20 protein-coding genes are annotated in these 21,211 nt (G+C 67.8%); 12 read left to right on the forward strand and 8 right to left on the reverse strand.

Annotated elements, in window-relative coordinates; genetic code table 11:
- Window positions 1-95: 95 nt before the first annotated feature.
- The gene (gene rpsA / locus M1K48_RS12660; protein WP_249503563.1) at window positions 96-1,808 is read left to right on the forward strand and encodes a 30S ribosomal protein S1; all 1,713 of its coding nucleotides are present in this window, start codon (window positions 96-98) and stop codon (window positions 1,806-1,808) included.
- Window positions 1,809-1,950: 142 nt separating this feature from the next.
- Window positions 1,951-2,247 carry an integration host factor subunit beta gene (locus tag M1K48_RS12665; protein ID WP_249503564.1) on the forward strand — a complete coding sequence of 99 codons (297 nt, stop codon included), beginning with the start codon at window positions 1,951-1,953 and terminating at the stop codon, window positions 2,245-2,247.
- A 37-nt stretch (window positions 2,248-2,284) separates the two neighbouring features.
- Here the strand turns inward: M1K48_RS12665 and M1K48_RS12670 are convergent, their stop codons facing one another.
- Entirely contained in the window at window positions 2,285-3,604 is a 1,320-nt protein-coding gene (locus tag M1K48_RS12670) for a M24 family metallopeptidase (protein WP_249503565.1), read from the reverse strand.
- A gap of 153 nt (window positions 3,605-3,757) precedes the next feature.
- Between M1K48_RS12670 and M1K48_RS12675 the strand changes: the two genes are divergently transcribed.
- Window positions 3,758-6,175 (forward strand): S9 family peptidase, encoded by a 2,418-nt coding sequence (locus M1K48_RS12675; protein WP_249503566.1) that lies wholly within the window; start codon window positions 3,758-3,760, stop codon window positions 6,173-6,175.
- Between the two features lie 51 nt (window positions 6,176-6,226).
- Here M1K48_RS12675 and M1K48_RS12680 read toward each other — a convergent pair whose 3' ends face one another.
- The 3 genes from M1K48_RS12680 to M1K48_RS12690 all read right to left on the reverse strand — a co-directional run bounded on the left by M1K48_RS12680 (window position 6,227) and on the right by M1K48_RS12690 (window position 9,316).
- Window positions 6,227-6,580 carry a response regulator gene (locus M1K48_RS12680; RefSeq protein ID WP_249503567.1) on the reverse strand — a complete coding sequence of 118 codons (354 nt, stop codon included), beginning with the start codon at window positions 6,578-6,580 and terminating at the stop codon, window positions 6,227-6,229.
- 4 nt (window positions 6,581-6,584) lie between these two features.
- Window positions 6,585-8,435, reverse strand: coding sequence for a PAS domain-containing protein (locus M1K48_RS12685; protein WP_249503568.1), 1,851 nt, complete (start codon window positions 8,433-8,435; stop codon window positions 6,585-6,587).
- Window positions 8,436-8,521: 86 nt separating this feature from the next.
- The gene (locus M1K48_RS12690) at window positions 8,522-9,316 is read right to left on the reverse strand and encodes a thymidylate synthase (protein ID WP_249503569.1); all 795 of its coding nucleotides are present in this window, start codon (window positions 9,314-9,316) and stop codon (window positions 8,522-8,524) included.
- Between the two features lie 149 nt (window positions 9,317-9,465).
- Between M1K48_RS12690 and M1K48_RS12695 the strand changes: the two genes are divergently transcribed.
- Together M1K48_RS12695 and M1K48_RS12700 are read left to right on the forward strand one after the other, a co-directional pair.
- Entirely contained in the window at window positions 9,466-9,861 is a 396-nt protein-coding gene (locus M1K48_RS12695; RefSeq protein ID WP_249503570.1) for a JAB domain-containing protein, read from the forward strand.
- A 96-nt stretch (window positions 9,862-9,957) separates the two neighbouring features.
- The gene (locus tag M1K48_RS12700) at window positions 9,958-10,506 is read left to right on the forward strand and encodes a GNAT family N-acetyltransferase (protein WP_249503571.1); all 549 of its coding nucleotides are present in this window, start codon (window positions 9,958-9,960) and stop codon (window positions 10,504-10,506) included.
- Between the two features lie 290 nt (window positions 10,507-10,796).
- Here M1K48_RS12700 and parE read toward each other — a convergent pair whose 3' ends face one another.
- The 4 genes from parE to M1K48_RS12720 all read right to left on the reverse strand — a co-directional run bounded on the left by parE (window position 10,797) and on the right by M1K48_RS12720 (window position 15,259).
- A complete protein-coding gene (parE, locus tag M1K48_RS12705) occupies window positions 10,797-12,779 on the reverse strand; it encodes a DNA topoisomerase IV subunit B (protein WP_249505262.1) in 1,983 nt (660 codons plus the stop codon).
- Between the two features lie 132 nt (window positions 12,780-12,911).
- On the reverse strand, window positions 12,912-13,172 hold the full coding sequence (locus M1K48_RS12710; RefSeq protein WP_249503572.1) for a hypothetical protein: 261 nt from the start codon (window positions 13,170-13,172) through the stop codon (window positions 12,912-12,914).
- A gap of 28 nt (window positions 13,173-13,200) precedes the next feature.
- The gene (locus M1K48_RS12715) at window positions 13,201-13,920 is read right to left on the reverse strand and encodes a DsbA family protein (protein ID WP_249503573.1); all 720 of its coding nucleotides are present in this window, start codon (window positions 13,918-13,920) and stop codon (window positions 13,201-13,203) included.
- Window positions 13,921-13,924: 4 nt separating this feature from the next.
- Window positions 13,925-15,259 (reverse strand): M48 family metalloprotease, encoded by a 1,335-nt coding sequence (locus tag M1K48_RS12720; protein WP_249503574.1) that lies wholly within the window; start codon window positions 15,257-15,259, stop codon window positions 13,925-13,927.
- A gap of 141 nt (window positions 15,260-15,400) precedes the next feature.
- Between M1K48_RS12720 and argS the strand changes: the two genes are divergently transcribed.
- The 7 genes from argS (at window position 15,401) to M1K48_RS12755 (ending at window position 21,199) form a co-directional block, all read left to right on the forward strand.
- Window positions 15,401-17,125, forward strand: coding sequence for an arginine--tRNA ligase (gene argS / locus M1K48_RS12725; protein WP_249503575.1), 1,725 nt, complete (start codon window positions 15,401-15,403; stop codon window positions 17,123-17,125).
- Window positions 17,126-17,222: 97 nt separating this feature from the next.
- On the forward strand, window positions 17,223-17,870 hold the full coding sequence (locus M1K48_RS12730; protein ID WP_249503576.1) for an SPOR domain-containing protein: 648 nt from the start codon (window positions 17,223-17,225) through the stop codon (window positions 17,868-17,870).
- Window positions 17,871-18,545 (forward strand): SPOR domain-containing protein, encoded by a 675-nt coding sequence (locus M1K48_RS12735; protein ID WP_249503577.1) that lies wholly within the window; start codon window positions 17,871-17,873, stop codon window positions 18,543-18,545.
- Window positions 18,546-18,548: 3 nt separating this feature from the next.
- On the forward strand, window positions 18,549-19,559 hold the full coding sequence (gene nagZ, locus M1K48_RS12740) for a beta-N-acetylhexosaminidase (protein ID WP_249503578.1): 1,011 nt from the start codon (window positions 18,549-18,551) through the stop codon (window positions 19,557-19,559).
- Between the two features lie 9 nt (window positions 19,560-19,568).
- Window positions 19,569-20,315, forward strand: coding sequence for a segregation and condensation protein A (locus M1K48_RS12745; protein ID WP_249503579.1), 747 nt, complete (start codon window positions 19,569-19,571; stop codon window positions 20,313-20,315).
- Window positions 20,312-20,884: an SMC-Scp complex subunit ScpB gene (gene scpB / locus M1K48_RS12750; RefSeq protein WP_249503580.1), complete on the forward strand. Its 573-nt coding sequence runs from the start codon at window positions 20,312-20,314 to the stop codon at window positions 20,882-20,884. Before M1K48_RS12745 ends, scpB begins: the two co-directional genes overlap by 4 nt.
- Before the next feature lie 33 nt (window positions 20,885-20,917).
- Window positions 20,918-21,199: a twin-arginine translocase TatA/TatE family subunit gene (locus M1K48_RS12755; protein WP_249503581.1), complete on the forward strand. Its 282-nt coding sequence runs from the start codon at window positions 20,918-20,920 to the stop codon at window positions 21,197-21,199.
- Window positions 21,200-21,211 lie beyond the last annotated feature (12 nt).

Below are 21,211 nucleotides of genomic sequence, written 5' to 3' on the forward strand. Positions count from 1 at the left end.
CCAACGCTTGCCAGGTCCGCCTGATGGAAAGCCTGCCCACTCGTGGGAAGGCTGGCGGCATACCGACCGAGCACGACAAGGACGCACCCTTACCCATGGCCACTGTTGCCAATCCCACCCGCGACGATTTCGCGGCGCTCCTCAACGAAAGCCTTGGCGGCGAGAACGAGGCCTTTGAAGGCCGCGTCGTCGTCGGCACCGTCACCGCGATCGAGAACGACCTCGCCGTCATCGACGTCGGCCTCAAGAGCGAAGGCCGCGTTCCGCTGCGCGAATTCGCCGCCCCCGGCCAAAAGGCCGAGCTGAAGGTCGGCGACCAGGTCGAAGTCTATGTCGACCGCGTCGAGAATTCGCATGGCGAAGCGATGCTCAGCCGTGACCGTGCCCGCCGCGAAGCCGCGTGGGACAAGCTGGAAGGCGAGTTCGCCGAAGAGAAGCGCGTCGAGGGTGTGATCTTCGGCCGCGTCAAGGGCGGCTTCACCGTCGACCTCGGCGGCGCCGTGGCCTTCCTTCCGGGCAGCCAGGTCGACATCCGTCCGGTGCGCGACGTGCAGCCGCTGATGGACATCGCCCAGCCGTTCCAGATCCTCAAGATGGATCGCCGCCGCGGCAACATCGTCGTGTCGCGCCGCGCCATCCTCGAGGAAACCCGCGCCGAGCAGCGTTCGGGCCTGATCCAGAGCCTGGCCGAAGGTCAGGTCATCGAGGGCGTGGTCAAGAACATCACCGACTACGGTGCGTTCGTCGACCTCGGCGGCATCGACGGTCTGCTGCACGTCACCGATATCAGCTACAAGCGCGTCAATCACCCTTCGGAAGTGCTGGAGATCGGCGCCACCGTGAAGGTGCAGATCATTCGCATCAACCGTGAGACCCAGCGCATCAGCCTCGGCATGAAGCAGCTTGAGAGCGATCCGTGGGATGGCGCCCAGGCCAAGTATCCGGTCGACGGCGTATTCCAGGGCCGCGTGACGAACATCACCGAATATGGTGCCTTCGTCGAGCTCGAGCCGGGCATCGAGGGCCTCGTCCACGTGTCGGAGATGAGCTGGACCAAGAAGAACGTCCACCCGGGCAAGATCGTCAGCACTTCGCAGGAAGTCGAAGTCAAGATCCTGGAGGTCGACGGCGAGAAGCGTCGCATCAGCCTTGGCCTCAAGCAGGCCCAGACCAACCCGTGGAACGACTTCGCCGAGAAGCACCCGGTCGGCAGCCAAGTCGAGGGCGAGGTCAAGAACTCGACCGAGTTCGGCCTGTTCGTTGGCCTCGACGGCGACGTCGACGGCATGGTCCACATGTCGGACATCGCTTGGGGCGTGTCGGGCGAGGAGGCGCTTGCCCTCCACCGCAAGGGCGAGACCGTCCAGGCCGTGGTGCTCGACGTCGACGTCGAGAAGGAGCGCATCAGCCTCGGCATGAAGCAGCTTGAGCGTGGCGGCGTGGTTGCCGGCGGCGCGACCGGCGGCGAAGGCGGCGCCCGCAAGGGTGAGGTCAAGACCGTGACCGTGCTCGAAGTCATGGATGGTGGCCTCACCGTTCAGGTCGACGAGGATGGTCCGACCGGCTTCATCAAGCGCTCGGATCTCGGCCGCGACCGTGACGAGCAGCGTCCGGAGCGTTTCCAGGTCGGCCAGAAGTTCGACGCCATGGTGACCGGCACCGACCGGTCCAAGAAGCCGACCTTCTCGATCAAGGCGATGCAGATCTCCGAAGAGAAGCAGGCCGTGGCCCAGTATGGCAGCTCCGACTCGGGTGCGTCGCTCGGCGACATCCTCGGCGCCGCCCTCGAGCGCGCCAACAAGAAGTAAGTCTCGAAGCGAGACGATCCGTCGACCTCGGTCGGCGGATCGTCTTGATTTCCGGTACTTGCGGCCCGGCGCAACATCTGACAGCTTGGCGCCAGCGGGTGGGGGCCCGGAACTGAAGCGTTAGGGTGGGGACGAAAAGACGATGATCCGGTCGGAACTGGTCAACAAGCTTTGCCACGACTTTCCCGATCTTTCCCAGCGGGAGATCGAAACCGTCGTCACCGGCATCTTCAACGAGATCACGGTCCAGTTGGCCAAGGGCGGCCGGGTCGAATTGCGCGGCTTCGGGGCCTTTTCGACCCGCCAGCGCGACGCCCGCACCGGCCGCAACCCGCGCACCGGCGAACAGGTCGAGGTGGACGCCAAGAAGGTGCCCTACTTCAAGCCCGGCAAGGAAATGCGCGAGCGGCTGAACCTCTCCGAAGTCACTGCCGAATAGCCCGGCGGAGCGGCCGCTTGGACGGCCGCCCCATGTTCTACCGTGCCATTGCCCGTTCGATCTCGGCCACCGTGCGCGGGATCGCCGTGCTCATCCGCTGCGCGCCGGTCGCGGTGACCAGGTACATGTCCTCGATCCGGATCCCGTAATTCTCGTCCTGCAGGTACAGGCCGGGCTCGATCGTCATCACCGCTCCGGCCGGAATCGGCTGCGAATAATCGGCGGCGTCGTGGACGTGCAGTCCGACGTGATGGCCGAGGCCGTGGGTGAACTGGTCGATCCGGCCGTCCCTGCGGAACACGTCGCGCGCGGCCTCCTGCAGATCCTCGTAATAGACCCCGGCACGAAGCCTGCTCGCCGCCGCTTCCTGCGCCTGCAGCACCAGTTCGTAGTCGCTGCGCTGTTTCGGGGTGAAGCGACCGCTCGCGGGATAGGTGCGGGTGATGTCGGTGGCATAACCGGTCAGGCTGGCCCCCGCGTCGACCAGGATCATGTCCCCGGCGCGGACCGCTCCGCCATTGCCGACGTAATGGAGCGAGGCGGCGTTGCGGCCCGATCCGACGATGCTGCTGTAGGCCAGGCCGTCCGCCCCGCCGGCCTTGAACCCGGCTTCGATCACATCCTTGAGCCGGCCTTCGGTCCACCCCGGCTGGACCTGCGTCATGCCCGCCAGATGCCCGCGCGCGGTCGCCGCCAGCGCCTTGGTGATGAGGTCGAGTTCGCGCGCTTCCTTGACCATCCGGATCGAGGTCAGGAGCTTGCTGCTGTCGGTGGTCTTCACCCCCGGAATGCGCTGCTGCACCTTGCCGTACAGCTCGAGCGAGGCGGGCACCGGCGAATCGGGACCGACCACCGGACCGAAGAAATGGAATTCCTTGAACCGCTCGGCCAGCCCGGTGACGAGGGCGCCGAGGTTCGATGTCCGCATCACCCGCGCAAAGCCCGAGCGCCGTTCGATCTCGGCGCCCAGCGGCAGGCGCTCGCGCTCCCACCGTTCGGCCTCGGGATTGCGCGAGGGCAGGAGCAGATACTCACGGAAGCGGCGTTCGGCGGGCGCAAGGACCAGCACTGCGCCGGGCTCGTCGGTGATCCCGGTCAGCCAGGCGAAGTCGGGGTCCTGGAAGAAGGGCGCCTCCACCGGCGAATCGCCCCCGCCCCGCTTGGCGCCGAACACCACGGCGATGCCGCCGCCGAGCTTGGCCATTACCTTGCGCCGCCGCTCGGCGAAGACTTCGGGAGGGAAGGGCGAAGTCGCGATCGGGGTGCCATAGCCGCTCGGCGGGAACACCTGCGCCTGAAGCGGCAGCGCCGCACCAGTGGCGGCCATCCCGGCCAGAAGCGAACGCCGACCAATCATGATTGTATGTCTCCCCCGGGCGGATGGTCGCACGGAGCGGGATGGCTGCAAAGAATAATCTCCGCCGCCCGTTGGTCGAAATCTGCGTCCGCCGGCCTTTCCCCTTGCCGCGCCCTGCGCCACACTCGCGCACACACAAACCGGGGAGTTCTTATGCGTCATTTGTTGCTGGTCAGTGCGTTGTCGCTGGCGATGAGCACCACCGCCCTTGCCCAGACTTCCACCTACCAGCAGCCCCCGGCACCGATCGCGCAGATCCTCGACAGCAATCCGACCCCGGTGCCGCTGATCGATCCGACCCGAAGCCGGATGGCGCTGCTCGAGCGGGCCAATCTGCCGTCAATCGGAGAACTGGCCGAGCCCGACCTTAAGCTGGCGGGCTATCGCATCAATCCGCGCAACAACGGGCAGGCCAACAGCCGGGTCGCATGGCTGACGGGCCTGTCGCTGCAGGACGTCGCCGGCGGCGCGGCGCGGACGGTGCAATTGGCGCCGGGCACCCGCTTCCTTGCGCCGTCCTGGTCGCCCGACGGCCAGCGCCTTGCCTTCCTGGTCGACCGTCCGGCAGGGCTCGAATTGTGGATGGCCGACGCCGCGACCGGCAAGGCGCGCAAGCTGACCGCGCCGATCGTCAATGCCGCCGCCACCGGCGCTGCCTTCACCTGGCTGCCTGACAGCCGTTCGATCCTGGTTCGCGCGGTGCCCGCAGGTCGCGGCGCCGCGCCCGCCGCGCTCGCCAATCCGGCGCCGATCGTCCAGGTCAACGAGGGCCGCACCGCGCCCGTGCGGACCTATCAGGACCTCCTCAAGAACAGCGGCGACGAGCGGCTGTTCGACCATTATTTCACCGCCCAGCCGACGTTGGTGTCGGTCGCCGACGGGGCCAGCCGCAAGGTGGGGAGCCCGGGGGTCTACCTCGGCGCCACGCCCTCGCCCGATGGCCGCTACCTGCTGCTGACCCGGGTCAAGAAGCCCTACAGCTACAACGTGCCCGCGGCGCTGTTCCCGACCGAGATCGTCATCACCGACCTCAATGGCCGGACGGTCAAGCAGCTCGCCAACCTGCCGCTGCGCGACGACGTGCCGCCGCAGTTCGACGCCGTGGCGCCGGGGCCGCGTTCGGCGCAGTGGCGCGCAGACCAGCCCGCCACGGTCGCCTGGGTCGAGGCGCAGGATGGCGGCGACACGCGGCGCAAGGTCGAGGTCCGCGACCGCCTGCTCGAGCTCGCGGCGCCCTTCACCGGTGCGCCGCGCACCCTGGCCGACATGAAGGACCGCTACGCCGGCGTGGTGTGGGGCAAGGCCGACACCGCTTTTCTCCAGACGCAATGGTGGAACGACCGGCGCGAGACCCGCATCCTCGTCAATCCCGCCGCCGGCACGTCGCGCGTGCTGCTCAGCCGCAATTTCCAGGATCGCTACAATGATCCGGGCGAGCCGGTCACCACGCTCAACGCCGCCGGGCGTCCGGTACTGCTATTCGCCGCGGACGGCCAGGCCATGTTCCTGTCCGGCCCCGGCGCCCGGCGCGAGGGCGAATTCCCGTTCCTCGACCGGGTGGGCCTGGCCGACGGCAAGGCGACCCGCCTGTGGCAAAGCGCCGCGCCTTATTATGAGGACGTGGTCGCGGTGCTCGACAATGAGGGCAAGCGCCTGGTCACCCGCCGCGAAAGCCGGACCGCGCCGCCCAACCTGTTCGTCCGCACGGTCGGCAGCGATCAGCCGCGTCAGCTGACCCAATTCCCCGATCCCGCGCCGCAGCTTGCCGGAGTCACCCAGCAGCTGATCACCTACAAGCGCAAGGACGGGGTCGACCTGTCGGGCACGCTCTACCTGCCGGCCGGTTACAACAAAGAGCGCGACGGGCCGCTGCCGCTCGTGATGTGGGCCTATCCGACCGAATATACCGACCCCAAGGTTGCCGGACAGGTGGTCGACACCGACAATCGCTTCGTTCGCCCCGGCGGGATCAGCCACCTGTTCCTGCTGACCCAGGGCTATGCGGTGCTCGACGATCCAAAGATGCCGATCGTCGGCGCCGACGGCAAGGAAGCCAACGATACCTATATCGAGCAGCTGACCTCCTCGGCCGAAGCCGCGGTGGATGCGGTGGTCAAGCTTGGCGTCGCCTCACGCGACCGAATCGCGGTCGGCGGGCACAGCTATGGCGCCTTCATGACCGCCAACCTGCTTGCCCACAGCGACCTGTTCCGAACCGGCATCGCCCGGTCGGGCGCTTACAACCGCACGCTTACCCCGTTCGGTTTCCAGGCCGAGCAGCGCACCTATTGGGAAGCTGTCGACACTTACACCAAGATGAGCCCGTTCACCTACGCGCCCGAGATCAAGGAGCCGATCCTGCTGATCCACGGCGAGGCGGACGATAATAGCGGCACCTTCCCCGTTCAGAGCGAGCGCTTCTACGCCGCGCTGAAGGGCGCCGGGGCCAACGTCCGCTATGTGGTCCTGCCCTATGAAGCCCACGGTTACCGCGCCCGCGAGAGTGTCGGTCACACCTTGTGGGAAATGACCGGCTGGCTGGACCGCTACCTCAAGCCCGCAAAGAAGTGAGATTCGAGCCTCCTCGTCGGCAGCGCCGGCGGGGAGGGGCCGTTCGGCGGTTCAGTCGAATTGCCGCAGGACCGCGCGGGGATTGAACGGCTTGGGCAGGAAGTGCGCGCCTTCAGGCAGCGCTTCGCGGTCCGGTGAGGTCACGCCGGATGCCACCACCACGATGGTCGGCGGGTGCCGTTCCTTGACCATGTGGGCCAGCCGCAGGCCGTCGATCGCTCCCGGCGTGTGGATGTCGGTCAGCACCGCGCCAAACGCGGGCTGCTCCTCGATGATCCGAAGCGCCTCGTCGGCAGTGCCGGCGGCGAACACCTGGAATCCGCGATCCTCGAAGAAATCGCACAGATCATGCCGAACGAAGGGCTCGTCCTCGACAACCAGGATGCGCTTGGGCTGGGCTCCCACCGCCTCAGCTCCTGCCGTCGTCGGCAAGCGTCGGCATGACGCCGTCGATGCTGAACTCGACCCCCGCCGGGTCGAAGCGCAACGACGCATGGCCGGCGAAATAGGATTGCAGGCTGCGCTCGATCATGCGGGATCCAAAGCCTCTCTTCTGAGGGGCTGAAACCGGGGGACCGCCGGTTTCTTTCCATTTGAAACGAAACCGTTTCGAACCCGGCTGACCGCCGCTTTCGTCCCAGTGGATCGCGACCCGGCCGTCCGGATTGCTCAGCGCGCCATATTTGCAGGCGTTGGTCGCCAGCTCGTGCAGCGCCAGCGTCAGTGCCAGCGCGGCCGGACCCGGCACCGTCACGTCCCCGCCCTCGATATCGATCCGCTCGGCAAATCCTTGTGTCGCGCTGAGGCCCGAGGCGACGATGTCCTTCAGCGACGCCTCGTTCCACGAGGTCGCGGTCAGCACGTCGGTGGCCTTGCCGAACGCGGTCAGCCGGGCGGCGAAGGCCTCGGCTACTTCCTCGACACTCTGCGCGCGGCGGAAGGTCTGGCTGGCGATTGCCTGGACCATCGTCAGCACGTTCTTCAGCCGGTGGCCGAGCTCGGCGTTGAGCAGCCGTTGCTGCTCCTGCGCGGCGACCAGTTCGGTGGTGTCGCGCGATACCGACAGGATCCGCGCCGGCTTGCCGTCGGGTCCGAAGATCGGCGCTACCGACACATCCCACCATTTGGGCGTACCCTTGGCCGTGTTGGCCGCGCCGATGAATTTCGCGCTCTTGCCGCTGCGGGCCGCGGCGATCGCGTCCCTGGCGCGCTGATTGCCTTCGGCCTCCCAAAAGTCGGGCCACGGGCAGTCGGCGATGGCGGCGAAGTCGTCGACCTCCATCACCTTCTGCCCGCCCTCGCTCATGAAGGTCAGCCGGCCGTCGAGGTCGAGCACCTTGATGCAGTCGGTAGAGCCGCGCAGCACCTCGCTGAGGAAGGCCTCGCGCTCGGCAAGGTCGATCACTGCGCGGTGGATGGTTGTGGAATCATAGCCGCCGACGAAGATACCGATCACCGCGCCGGCCTCGTTGCGGATCGGTTCGAACAGCAATTCGATGAAGCTGATCTCGGTATTCTGCGACAGCTGGATCGCCACCCGCTGATCGACGTAGCGCTCGCCGCTGGCGTAGACCCGGTCGAGGATGTCGAAAAAGCCTTGGTCGGCAAACTCGGGGAAGACCTCTCGGACCGGGCGGCCGACGTAATCCCGCTCGCCGCCGATCAGCCGGTAGGCGTCGTTGACGTAGGAGAAGACGTGCTCGGGCCCGGTCAGCACCGCGGCAAAGCCGGGCATCTGGTCGAGCATCGCGCGCTGCCGGGCCTCCTCGGCGCTGCGTATCTGCTCGTCGAGGACCTCCTTGGTGGTCTCGTTAACCACTGCCAGCACACCGTCGACCTGCCCCTTATCGTCGAGCAGCGGAGAGTAAGCGAGGTTGAAGAAGATCGTGTCATGCCGACCGTGGCGGTGCAGTACGAATTCGATGTTGCGGAAGGTCTCGGCCCGCCCGGCCCGGACCTTGCGCAGGATGTCGAGATTCCAGTCGGCGGCTTCCGGCCAGGCTTCCGCCACCGGCAGCGCAATCTTGTTCACGCCCTGGGTCAGCACGCCATAGCCGTCGTTGTAGATCATCAGCCCCTGTTCGCCCCACAGGACGACCATCGGCACCGGCGTGCGCAGCATCATGCCGACCACGCCCTTCAGCGACTCGGGCCATTGCGACGGCGGCACGAAGCCCACGGCAGCCCAGTCCGCGGCGGCGATCTGCCCCGCGGTTTCGGACGGCCACGCCAGGAAAGCCGGCAGGTTCTCGGCGCTCATCGTCTCTTCGGCCTGAATTGGTTCGCTACCGAAATGCCTAGCGTTGTCAGTGTCTTGTGGCAATCGCAACGCCCCGCCCTGCCGGGTCACACCGCCACCGGCGCCGCAATGTGCGGGTGCGGATCGTAGCCGACCACCTCGAAATCGTCGAGCTCGTAGCCGAACAGGTCCTGCCCGCGATCCTTGATCCTCAACTGGGGCAGCGGCCGCACGTCGCGCGACAGCTGCAGCCGGGCCTGGTCGAGGTGGTTGGAGTAGAGATGCACGTCGCCGCCGGTCCACACGAACACCCCCGGCACCAGCCCGCATTCCCGTGCCAGCATGTGGGTCAGCAGCGCGTAGGAGGCGATGTTGAACGGCACGCCGAGGAACAGGTCGGCGCTGCGCTGATAGAGTTGCAGGTTGAGCCGGCCGGCCGCGACCTGGGTCTGGAACAGACAATGGCACGGCGCCAATGCCATCCGCCCGATCTCGCCCGGGTTCCAGGCGGTGACGATCTGCCGCCGGCTCGCCGGGTCCTTGGCGATGAGGTCGATCAGTTCGCGGACCTGATCGATGTGGCGCCCGTCCGCCACCTCCCAGTCGCGCCATTGCTTGCCATAGATCGGGCCGAGGTCGCCCCCCTCGTCGGCCCATTCGTCCCAGATGCTGACCTTGCGCTCCTGCAGCCAGCGCACGTTGGTGTCGCCGCGCAGGAACCACAGCAATTCGACGATGATCGAGCGGAGATGAAGCTTCTTGGTGGTGACCAAAGGAAAGCCGTCGGCGAGGTCGAAGCGCATCTGCGCGCCGAACAGCGACAGGGTGCCGGTGCCGGTGCGGTCGGCCTGCGGCACGCCCTCTTCGAGCACCTGCGCCATGAGATCGTGATAAGCCTGCATGGCCGAACGGTAGCGCGGTCGCACGCGCCTGCGTAGTCCCTTTGGGGCCGGACGAATGCTGTCCGAACCGGATCAAGCTTCCGCCGCACTCCTCCAAAGCGGACCCGCTTGCGCTGGCGAGGGGTGGCTGCGGGCCATAGCGTCGCCCCATGCTTCAGCGTGCCGAAACTCCTGTTGCACTCAATGGCGTGGAGGCGAGCCGGTCTTTCTTCGCTCCCTGCTTCGCCCAGTCGACTACCGAGAGCCTGTGGGTCGCTCACCTCGACGACGAGGCGCGGTGCATCCACCTTGCGAGCTACGATGGCGACGCCGACGCGGTCGACATTCCCGTGCGCTTGATCATCGGGGATGCCATCCGCCTCGACAGCGCGGGAATCGTCCTTGCCCACAACCATCTCAGCGGGCAGGCGACGCCGTCGCGCTCCGACAAGGTCGCCACCCGCGCCCTCGCCATCGCGGCCGAGGCGATCGACCTGACCCTGCTCGACCATCTGGTGTTCGCCGGCGACGACTGCGCCAGCTTCCGGCGGCTGGGCCTGCTCTAGGCCGTAGCCGCTCGGGACGCAGCGACTTCCGAGTTCGTCTCCCCGGTTGACCGGGCGGTGGCCCGCCGGTCATGGACCGGGCAAAGGAGCCCGCGCATGACCCCGCCCACGATTGAGACCGAACGCCTGATCCTGCGCGGGATCGAGCAGGGGGACCTCGACGGCTGGGCCGAACTGATGGGCGATCGCGACAGCGCGCGATTCATCGGTGGGACGACGAATCGCGCCGGCGCCTGGCGCAGCATGGCGGCCTTCGCCGGCTCGTGGTCGCTCAAGGGCTTCGGCATGTTCTCGGTGGTCGAAAGGGCGAGCGGCAGGTGGATCGGCCGGCTCGGCCCATGGCAGCCTGAGGGTTGGCCCGGCACCGAAGTCGGCTGGAGCCTCATCAAGTCGGCCTGGGGGCGGGGCTATGCCGCCGAGGGGGCGACCGCCGCCATCGACTGGGCCTTCGCTGCGCTCGGCTGGAGCGAGGTCATCCACGTCATCGACGTAGACAATACCCCGTCGATCGCCCTCGCCCGGCGGCTCGGTTCGACCGATCAGGGCCCGTGCGAGCTTCCCGCGCCGCTCGACAAATATAACGTCCACGCCTGGGGCCAGTCGTGCGAGCAATGGATCGCCCGCCGCGCCGCCACGGCCGCATGAAGCGGACCCGGCTGAGCATCTGCCGGGCCAAGCGCACATATCGATCCGAAGCCGACGCCAGCGCCGCTGCCGCGCTGGCCGACGGACTCGACCTGCGTCCTTATCGCTGCGACCGCTGCCGCGCCTTTCACCTCACTAGCCGCCGCAAGGGCAAGCGCGTCCCCAGGCCGCTTGGCCAGATTGCTGCAGGCGGCGATCGGGGCGGCTCAGGATCGCCAAGACGGAGGTAGGCATCGGTAGATGCGCTTCCTGCAGAAGGAAGCGCGCCCCAGCCGTCGAATGAGCGTTGCCTAGGCGTCCAGCTCTTCGCCGCTGACCGCCGCCGCCCGGCTCTGGATGAAGGCGAAGCGGTGTTCGGGATTCTTGCCCATCAGGCGCTCGACCAGGTCTTTGACAGGCTGGCGATGCTCGAATTCGTGGGGGAGAGTGACCTTGAGGAGCGAGCGCGAGGCGGGGTCCATCGTCGTCTCCTTCAATTGGTTGGGGTTCATCTCCCCCAGGCCCTTGAAGCGGCTGACGTCGACTTTCTTGCCCTTGAATTCCTTGGCCTCGAGCTCGGTGCGGTGGGCGTCGTCGCGGGCGTAGAGGGTCTTGGTGCCGGCGGTCAGCCGGTACAGCGGAGGCTGTGCCAAGAATAAGTGCCCGCGGCGGACCAGCTCGGGCATCTCCTGGAAGAAGAAGGTCATCAGCAGGGTCGCGATGTGGGCGCCGTCGACGTCGGCATCGGTCATGATGATGACCTTCTCGTAGCGCAGCGAGGTTTCGTCGAACTTGTCGCGGATGCCGCAGCCGAGTGCGAGCTGGAGGTCGGCGACTTCCTGGTTGGCGCGGATCTTGTCGGCGGTGGCGCTGGCGACGTTGAGGATCTTGCCGCGGATGGGGAGGATCGCCTGGGTCTTGCGGTTACGCGCCTGCTTGGCCGAGCCGCCGGCGCTGTCGCCCTCGACGATGAACAATTCGGTGCCGGCGGGATCGTTGGCCGAACAGTCGGTGAGCTTGCCGGGGAGGCGCAGCTTGCGGGCGCTAGTGGCGGTCTTGCGCTTCACCTCGCGCTCGGCGCGGCGCTTGAGGCGGTCCTCCATTCGCTCGACGATCGCGCCGAGCAGCGCGCGGCCGCGGTCCATGTTGTCGGTCAGGAAATGATCGACATGGTCGCGCATCGCCGCCTCGACGAAGCGGGCGGCTTCGAGGCTGGTGAGGCGGTCCTTGGTCTGGGACTGGAAGTGGGGGTTGCGGATGAACACGCTGAGGTAGCATTCGCAACTCGCCATCACGTCGTCGGCGGTGATGTCCTTGGCGCGCTTGTTGCCGATAAGGTCGCCGAACGCGCGGATCCCGCGGGTGAGGGCGGCGCGCAGGCCCGCCTCGTGGGTGCCGCCGTCGGGGGTCGGGATGGTGTTGCAATAATAAGAGGTGAAGCCGTCGCTCCAAAGCGGCCAGGCGACCGCCCATTCGGCGCGGCCCTGGCCGTCGGGGAAGTCGGCGCCGCCGGCGAAGGGCTGGGCGGTGACGCACTCGCGGCCTTCGAGCTGTTCGGCCAGCGCGTCGCCGAGGCCGTTGGCGAATTGCAAGGTCGCGCTCTCGGGGACCTTGTCGGAGGCGAGGGCGGGATCGCACTTCCAGCGGATCTCGACCCCGGCGAACAGATAGGCCTTGGAGCGGGCAAGGCGGAACAGCCGGGCCGGGTCGAAGGCGAGTTCGCCGAAGATCTCGGGATCGGGGTGAAAGGCGACGGTGGTGCCGCGGCGGTTGGGGGCGGCGCCGACTTCCTCAAGCGGCCCGAGCGCATGGCCCTTGGCGAAGCGCTGGCGGTAGAGCTTCTTCTCGCGCGCGACCTCGATCACCGTCTCGGTCGACAACGCGTTGACGACGCTGATGCCGACGCCGTGGAGGCCGCCGGAGGTGGAATAGGCCTTGCCCTCGAACTTGCCGCCCGAGTGGAGAGTGGTGAGGATGACCTCGAGCGCGGACTTGCCGGGATATTTGGGGTGCGGGTCGACCGGGATTCCGCGGCCATTGTCGCTGACGGTCAGGCGATTGCCGGGTTCGAGATGGATCTCGATCCGCGACGCGTGGCCGGCGACGGCCTCGTCCATGCAATTGTCGATGACTTCGGCGGCGAGGTGATGAAGCGCGCGCTCGTCGGTGCCGCCGATGTACATGCCGGGGCGACGACGAACGGGTTCGAGCCCTTCGAGCACCTCGATCGCGGAGGCGTCGTAATCGGACGATGGCGGTAAAGGTGCCCCCCCGGGCCCAAACAGGTCGGTCATGGTGACGCCGTTGTAGGGGAGTGGCGGCGCGAAGGGAACAGGGAGCGAACGCATGCCGCCGACGGCCGGCAGTCCGTAATGTCAGCCGTTCGCTTCGGCGACGATCCCCGCGCCGACAGCCCGCCCTGTGCCTCACTCCCCGCCGGAAGCGGCGATCAGGTCCATGAGATTACGCGCGGCGTCGCGGTCGGCCGGATCGGGGAAGGCCACGTCGAGGTCGGGCGCGCTGCCCAGGGTGTAGAGCAGCGACCACAGCGCGAAACGCTGGTCGCGGTCGGTGGCGAGGCCGAGGTCGACCTGCAGACGCTCGATCCCGGCTTCCAGCGCGGCCGGGGTGATGGTGCCGAGGTCGCTGGTCCCGAAAGTCCGCTGCAGCAGGTCGTCGATGTTCATGGCAAAGGCTCGAAGCGAGGCACCGGCCTCACCCCTTGGCCCGGGCGTCGGCGATCGCCTTCTTCAGCGCATCGTAACCGACCGCGCCGTTCATCACCTTGTTGCCGACGATGAACAGCGGCGTGCCGGTCGCGCCCAGTTGCTGGGCCAGCTGGAAGTTCTTGCGCAGCTCTGCGTCCAGCTCGGGCGAGTTGGGAACGGCGGCCGGAACCCCGGCGTCGGTCGCGGCCTTGATCAGCGTCGCCTCACTCGGCCGGCCGGCGGCGTAGAGGGCGTCGTGGAACGCCATGAACTTGCCCGACTTGCTTGCACCCAGCGCCATTCGCGCCGCCGCCTCGCTGTCGGGCCCGAGGATCGGAAATTCGCGATAGACGACCCGCAGCTTGGGATCCTCCTTCACCAGCCGCGCGATCACCGGAAGCGATGCCTTGCAGTAGCCGCAGGCATAATCGTAGAATTCGACAAGGGTGACGTCCGCGGTCTTGGCGTCGGCGCCCTGCCAGCTGCTTCCGAACGGGGTCTCCAGCGCGGCGCGATTGGCGGTCAGCACCGGGGCATATTGGCTGTCGCGCAGGGCGTCGGCGGTCTCGACCAAGACCGTCGGATTGGCGACCAGGCTGTCGCGAATCAGGCGGTCGGCCCAGCCGGCCTGAAGCGCCGCAAATCCCAGTGCCACCGCGGCGACGGCGCCGCCCGCCCCACCGGCCAGCAGCGCGCCCCAGCCGCTCATACCCTTGCCTTCGCTCACGTGCTTACTTTCCCCGACCTTTGCGGCCCTTTTCGACCTCGGTGCGGCTTACCATGGCGATATCCTGCGCACGAAGGAAATCGGGGGTGCCCTGGGGGATGCCCTTGAGCGCGCGCTCGGCGCTGGCCAGCGCAAGCTTAGGCTCGCCTTCCAGGCTGTAGCGCTCGGCGGTTGCCAGCGAGGCGCGGGGCAGGTCGCCCTTGCGGTCGTAGATGACGCCCAGCTGATACCAGGCGAACGGCTGCTCATTGTCGCGGCCGATCGAGGCGCGCAGCACCCGCTCGGCCTCGGGCAGATTGTCGTTCTGCTCGGTCGCCAGCAGGGCGTGGCCCAGCATCGCCTGGATCATCGGCTGGTCGGGCGCCTTGGCGACCGCGGTGCGAAGCGGCGCCAGCGCCTCCATCGGCTTTCCGCTTTCGAGCAGGATCTGGCCCTTGAGCTCGAGGTAGAAAGGGTCCTGTGGGGCGGTCGCCAGCAGCGCGTCGGCCTCGCGCAGGGCAGCGTCGCGGTCGCCCATCCGGTGATAGGCATAGGCCCGGGCGTAATGCGCCGGAACGCTGGTATCGCTGACCGGATAGGTCCGCAACACGCCCTGCTTGTCGCTGATGAACCCGATCAGCTTGGCCCGGACCCGCTGGAACCGTGCCTCGAGCGCGGGATCGGTGCGGCGGTCCCAGGCGGGGTCCCTGCGGTAGGTCTCGGTCAGCGCGGCAACACGCTCGGACGACAGCGGGTGGGTGCGGTTGTAGCTGTCGGTGGCATAGACCGCGAGGCGATATTCCTGGTTCTGCAGCTTCTTGAAGAACTGAATTGAGCCTTGGCCCGAAATCCCCGCCTTGCTGAGGTAGGCGACGCCGGCTTGGTCGGCGCTGGTTTCCTGGGCGCGGGTGAAGGCGAGGTACTGACCCATCGCCACCTGCTGGCCGATCGCCATCGCTCCCATTGCCGCCTCGCCCGCGCCGGCCGCCATGGCGAGGCCGCCGAGGACCAGGCTGAGGAGGGTGATGCCGGTCGCCTGCTTGGCTCCTTCGCCCGAGCGGATGACATCGCCGCCGACCACGTGGCCAAGCTCGTGGGCGACCACGCCCTGCACCTGGTTGGCGTTGTCAGCGGCGGTGATCAGGCCGGTGTGGATGTAGACCACCTGGCCCCCGGCGACGAAGGCGTTGATCTCCGGATCGTTGATCAGGACGATCTTCACGTTCTTGGGATCGAGCTGGGCTGCCTCGATCAGCGGTCTCGACATGTCGTTGAACAGCTTCTCCGTCTCGCTGTCGCGAAGGATCGACTGGGCCGCGGCGGGTTGGGCCCCCGCGAAGACAAGGGCCAGGAAAAGCATCAGCCTGGTGCTGAGCGGGTGCACGCGTCGCATGGGCTGGTCCACTCCGGCACGGCGGCTGAACGGGGGGTGACTGTTGCCGGCAGACTGGCGTAAGGGCATGTCCCTCTCTGACACAAACTTCGAGCGATTGCCAAAGCCTTGAGCCTGTTTTCGACCTTCACCGCGCACGTAAACCGCATCCTCGACGAGCTGTCCGCCAGCGGGGCGCTGCCGCCCGAACTGCCGCGCGGGAATATCACTGTCGAGCCGCCGCGCGACGCGAGCCACGGCGACCTGTCGACCAACGCGGCGATGGTGCTGGCCAAGCCCGCCGGGACCAACCCGCGCGCGCTCGCCGCACTGCTGGTGCCGCCGCTGCAGGCTATTCCCGGCGTGGCCGAAGTCCAGATCGCCGGCCCGGGTTTCATCAACCTGCGCCTTGGCGACGAGGTGTGGCGCGATGAACTTCGCCGCATCGCCGCGGAGGGCACGCGCTATGGTCTGAGCGACATCGGTCACGGCCGCCGCGTCAATGTCGAATATGTCTCGGCCAACCCCACCGGCCCGATGCACATGGGCCATTGCCGCGGGGCGGTGGTCGGCGACGCGCTCGCCACCCTGCTTGCCGCGGCGGGCTTCGCGGTGACCCGCGAATATTACGTCAACGATGCCGGCAGCCAGGTCGATACGCTCGCCCGCTCGGCCCACCTGCGGTATCGCGAAGCGCTGGGCGAGAGCATCGGCGACATTCCCGAAGGCCTCTATCCCGGCGATTATCTGAAGCCGGTCGGGACGCTGCTCGCCGCCGAATATGGCGACCGGATGGTGTCGGCGCCCGAGTCCGAATGGCTCGTGCCGTTCCGCGAAAAGACGGTCGCGGCGATGCTCGACCTGATCCGTCACGACCTGTCGCTGTTGGGCGTCCGCCACGACCTGTTCTCCTCAGAGGCCGACGTGGTCGCTTCGGGCGCTGCCGATCGCGCGCTGGCGGCCTTGCGCGCCAAGGGCCTCGCTTACGAAGGCCTGCTCGAAGCCCCCAAGGGCAAGGCGCCCGAGGATTGGGAGCCGGTCGAGCTGACCTTGTTCCGGTCGACCCAATTCGGCGACGACCAGGATCGCCCGATGAAGAAGTCCGACGGCAGCTGGACCTATTTCGGCGTCGATACCGCCTACCACCTCCAGAAGCTGGAACGCTCGGACGAGCTGATCAACATCTGGGGCGCCGACCATAGCGGCACCGTCAAGCGGACCCAGGCCGCGGTCGCCGCGCTTGCCGGGCGCGAGGTGCTGGACGTCAAGATCGTGCAGATGGTCCAGCTGCTGCGCGCCGGCGAGCCGGTGAAGATGAGCAAGCGGGCGGGCAATTTCGTCACGCTGGCCGACGTCGTGCGCGAAGTCGGCAAGGACGTGGTCCGCTTCATCATGCTGACCAAGCGGCCGGACACGATGCTCGACTTCGACTTCGCCAAGGTGGTCGAGGCGTCCAAGGACAATCCGGTCTTCTACGTCCAATATGCCCACGCCCGCATCTCGAGCCTGAAGCGCAAGGCGGCCGAAGCCGGGCTGGCGGAGGGCGAGGCCGACCTCGACCTGCTCGACGCCGAGGAACTCGCTCTGGTGCGGCATGCCAGTCATTTTCCGCGGGTGGTCGAGGCGGCGGCGCTGGCCCACGAGCCGCATCGCATTGCTTTCTACCTGTACGACCTTGCCGCCGCCTTCCATGCCTTGTGGAATCGCGGGAACGACGACCCATCCAGGCGTTTCCTGATCGACGGCGAGCCCCGGCTCAGCGCAGCTCGGCTGGCGCTTGCCCAGGCGGTCGCGCAAGTGATCGGCAACGGTCTGGCTTTGATGGGCGTCGAGGCAGCCGAGGAGATGCGCTGAGCTTATGGCGGCCACACCCGAACGTCTGTCCTGGCTGAAGGAGGAGCCCGCCGCAGAGGGTTCGAGAACGCCTGCCAGGAACAAGCCGGCAGGGAGGATGTGGCCCTGGTACCTGCTGCTGGCGCTGGTCGTCGCTGCCGTGGCGGCGGGCGCCTGGTGGCTCAGTACCGGCAAGGAAGCCGCCCCGCCGGAATTGCCTGCCGAGCAATCGATCCCGATCCCGGTCACGCAGGCGACCCCTGCCGAGCCCGGTACCGAACTGACTGACCCTGCGGAGCCGGTGGCCGATACGGCGCCATTCTCACCTGCCCGGACCAGCCCGCGGCCGGTGCGCAGGACCGCGCAGCGCAGCGCCGCTCCGTCCGAACCGGGCGAGGCGGCAAGTCCCGAAGGCTCGGTCGGACGCTCGTTCTTCCCTGCCGACGACGCCTCCGCGACGCTTCCTGCACCCGGTCCCACCTCCGTCGCCACCTACAACCCGCGACCTTATGGGGGCCGGGTAGTTCAGCTCGGGGCATTCCCGACCCGCGCGCAGGCCGAGGTGAACTGGCAGCGGATCACGCGCCGCTATCCCTACCTCGCCACAAAATCCAAGATGGTGAACACCGTCGACGTCCGCGGTCTCGGCGGCGGGCGGCCGACGCGAATGTTCCGGTTGCAGCTCGGCACCTCTTCGCAAGCCCAGTCGGTTGTCATATGCCAGCAGCTCGAGCGTGCGGGGCACTCATGCGTGGTGGTATATTGAATGGCAACTAGGGGTGGTCTTTCACGGGGCGGGACGGCGGGCGAACCGCTGCCCTGGCTCGAACCGGTCGAGGACGAGGACGAGCCGCCGGCGCTGTCCGCGCGCAAGATGGGCGCGGCGATCCTGGTCGTGCTGCTGGCCGCGGCGCTGGTCGCCGGAACGCTCTACTGGATCGGCCGCAGCGGTGCCGACGAAGGCACCGGCGCGCCCGAACTGATCAGGGCCGAACCGGGCCCGGTGAAGATCAAGCCCGACGATCCCGGCGGGATCGACGTGGCGGGTGACAGCGAGACCGCCTTTGCGACGGGGGCCGGCGAGACGGTCGACGGTGAGCTCAATCTCGACGCGGTGCCCGAGGAGGCGATCGCTCGACCCAACAAGGCCAAGCCTGCTCCGGCGGCCGAAGAGCCTGCCGAGCCCACTGCGGCTGCGCCGCCGCCGCCGGCCGGTTCCGCCAACCAGGTCCAGCTCGGCTTCTACGGTTCGGCGTCCGAAGCCGAGGCCGCGTGGAAGACGCTGTCCGGCCGCTTCCCGGCCATCGCCGGTGCCGGCAAGATCGTCATTCCCTATCAGTCGGGCCAGCGGCTTCGCGCCGGTTTCGCCAGCCCGGCCGAGGCTCGCGCGGCGTGCCAGTTGCTGAAGGCGGCGGGCGACGCCTGCTTCGTGGCGCGCTGAGCCATGCAGGCAGCGATCTATGGCCTCGCCGGCCTAACCCTCAGCCCTGACGAGCGGGCCTTTTTCCGCGACGTCGATCCGGCCGGTTACATCTTGTTCGCGCGCAATTGCGGCGACCCGGATCAGCTCATGGCGCTGACCGCCTCGCTCCGTGATCTGCACGGCCGAGCCGACCTGCCGATCCTGATCGACCAGGAAGGCGGCCGGGTCATGCGGATGAAGCCCCCGGTCTGGCCCTCGCTGCCGGCGGGTGGGGCATTCGAGAAGCTCTACCAGACCGCGCCGTCGTCGGCGATCGAAGCGGCCCGGATGAACGCCCGGGCGATCGGCCTGATGCTCTCGGCGCATGGCATCAACGTCAATTGCATCCCCAATCTCGACGTCCGCCAGCCGGACGCGGACAAGGTCGTGGGCGATCGCGCCTACGGCACCGAGCCGATGCAGGTGGCGGCGATAGGCCGCGCGGTGCTCGACGGGCTGGGATCGGCCGGGGTGGTCGGCGTGGTCAAGCACATGCCCGGCCACGGTCGCGCCACGGTCGACAGCCACAAGGAATTGCCGCGCGTCAGCGCGGCCGCCGACGAGCTGGAGGTCGACCTCGAGCCGTTCGAGACGCTGCGCGAGGCCTCGATGGGCATGGTGGCGCACATCCTGTTCGAGGCCTGGGACAGCGAGCTTCCGTCCAGCCAGTCGCCCTTCATCATCGAGGAGATCATTCGCAAGCGGATCGGCTTCTCGGGGCTATTGATGACCGACGATATCGGCATGGAGGCCCTGAAGGGCTCGGCCGGCGAGCGGTCGGCGGCGGCACTGGCGGCCGGGTGCGATCTGACGCTTCATTGCAGCGGCGACTTTGCCGAAATGCTCGACGTCGCCGCGCATGTCGGGGCGATGGACGGGGAGGCCGAGGGGCGGCTGGCACGCGCGATGGCCGGCGCCATGCTGGGGTCGTCGGAGGGACCCGACTTCGCCGCGGCCGTGGCGGTTCGTGACGAGCTTCTGGCGCTCGCCTGATCCGGCGACATGACCCTGCTGCAGGACCCCTCGGACGATGTCCTCCAGCTTAGCCTAGGTGCTTGGGAAGGTCCGCTCGACCTGCTGCTCAATCTTGCCCGGGCGCAGAAGGTCGATCTGCATGAGATCTCGATCCTCGTCCTGGTCGAGCAATATCTCGACTTCCTGGCGAACGCCCGCGCCCTGCGGCTGGAGATCGCCGCCGATTATCTGGTGATGGCGGCCTGGCTGGCCTATCTCAAATCCTGCCTGCTACTGCCCAAGGATCCGACCCAGGATCCGAGCCCCGAGGAGCTCGCCGCCCTGCTCCAGCTGCGGCTGCAGCGCCTCGACGCGATGCGCGAGGCGGGAGCACGCCTGATGGGCCGCGACCGGCTCGGCCGGGACGTCTTCGCCCGCGGCCGGCCAGAAGGACTGCGCCAGGTCCGCAAGTCGCGCTGGCAAGTGTCGCTGTTCGAGCTGGCCTCCGCCTACGGCCAGGTCCGGGCTCGCTCGGCGCCGGTCATGCATGTCGTCGCCCGCCGCGCGGTGGTGACGCTGGAGGAGGCGATCGAGCGCGTCTCGTCCCTGATCGGAAGCGCCGTCGACTGGACGATGCTCGAGCGCTTCCTCGAACCGACCCACGATCCGGAACGGGCGCGGTCGGCGCTTGCCTCGTCGTTCGTCGCCGCGCTCGAACTGGCGCGGCAGGGCAGGGTCGAACTGCGCCAGGCCGGACCGTTCGCGCCGCTGGAGCTGCGGCAGGCACGCGCGTGAGCGACGATGGCTTCACACGCGCGGTCGAGGCCGTGCTGTTTGCCGCCGCCGAACCGCTTCGTCCGCAGGACATCACCGCCCACGCGGGCGAAGGCGATGTCGATGCCGCTCTTGCCGCGGTCCAGGCGCTCTACGCCAACCGCGGCATCCATCTCGTCGAACGCGGCGGGCGCTGGCATTTCGAGACCGCCCCCGACCTTGCCCACCTGCTGCGCCGTACCCGCGAGGAGCCGCGCAGGCTCGGCCGGGCCGCGACCGAGATGCTCAGCATCATCGCCTATCACGAGCCGGTCAGCCGGGCAGAGATCGAGGCGATCCGCGGTGTGCAGACGTCCAAGGGGACACTCGACGTGTTGATGGAGGCGGGGTGGGTGCGGCCGGCCGGGCGCCGCGACGGGCCGGGGAGGCCGCTGCTCTACGCCACCACAGGCGACTTCCTGTCCCATTTCGGGCTTGTCAGTCGCCGTCACCTGCCGGGTATCGAGGATTTGCGGGCCGCCGGGCTCCTGGAGGCGCCGCAGAGCGTTATACCGGGACTGCAGCTAGAAAGCGGCGACGAAGAGGACTAGATAGCCCTTCAAGCTAACGGAGTTTTGGTTCTCATGGGCGGTTTCAGCCTCATTCACTGGCTTATCCTCGGTGTAGTCATCTTGCTCCTGTTCGGCGGCAACCGCTTTTCCGCGATGATGGGTGACGTCGCGAAGGGGCTGAAGAGCTTCAAGCACGGCATGGCGGATGACGAGGAAGAAGAGCGCCGGCGCAAGGCCGACGAACAGCGCCGCCTCGGCTCAGTCGACCGCCCGATCGACGTGACGCCCAACCCGCGCGTGGCTGATCCGGTCGCGCCGCCGCCTCCGTCGCCCTCCGACACGCTCCCGCGCTGATCTCGCCGCCGC

Origin of the sequence: Sphingomonas glaciei (genome assembly GCF_023380025.1) — a bacterium.
In the GTDB taxonomy this organism is placed as follows: Bacteria; Pseudomonadota; Alphaproteobacteria; order Sphingomonadales; family Sphingomonadaceae; genus Sphingomicrobium; species Sphingomicrobium glaciei.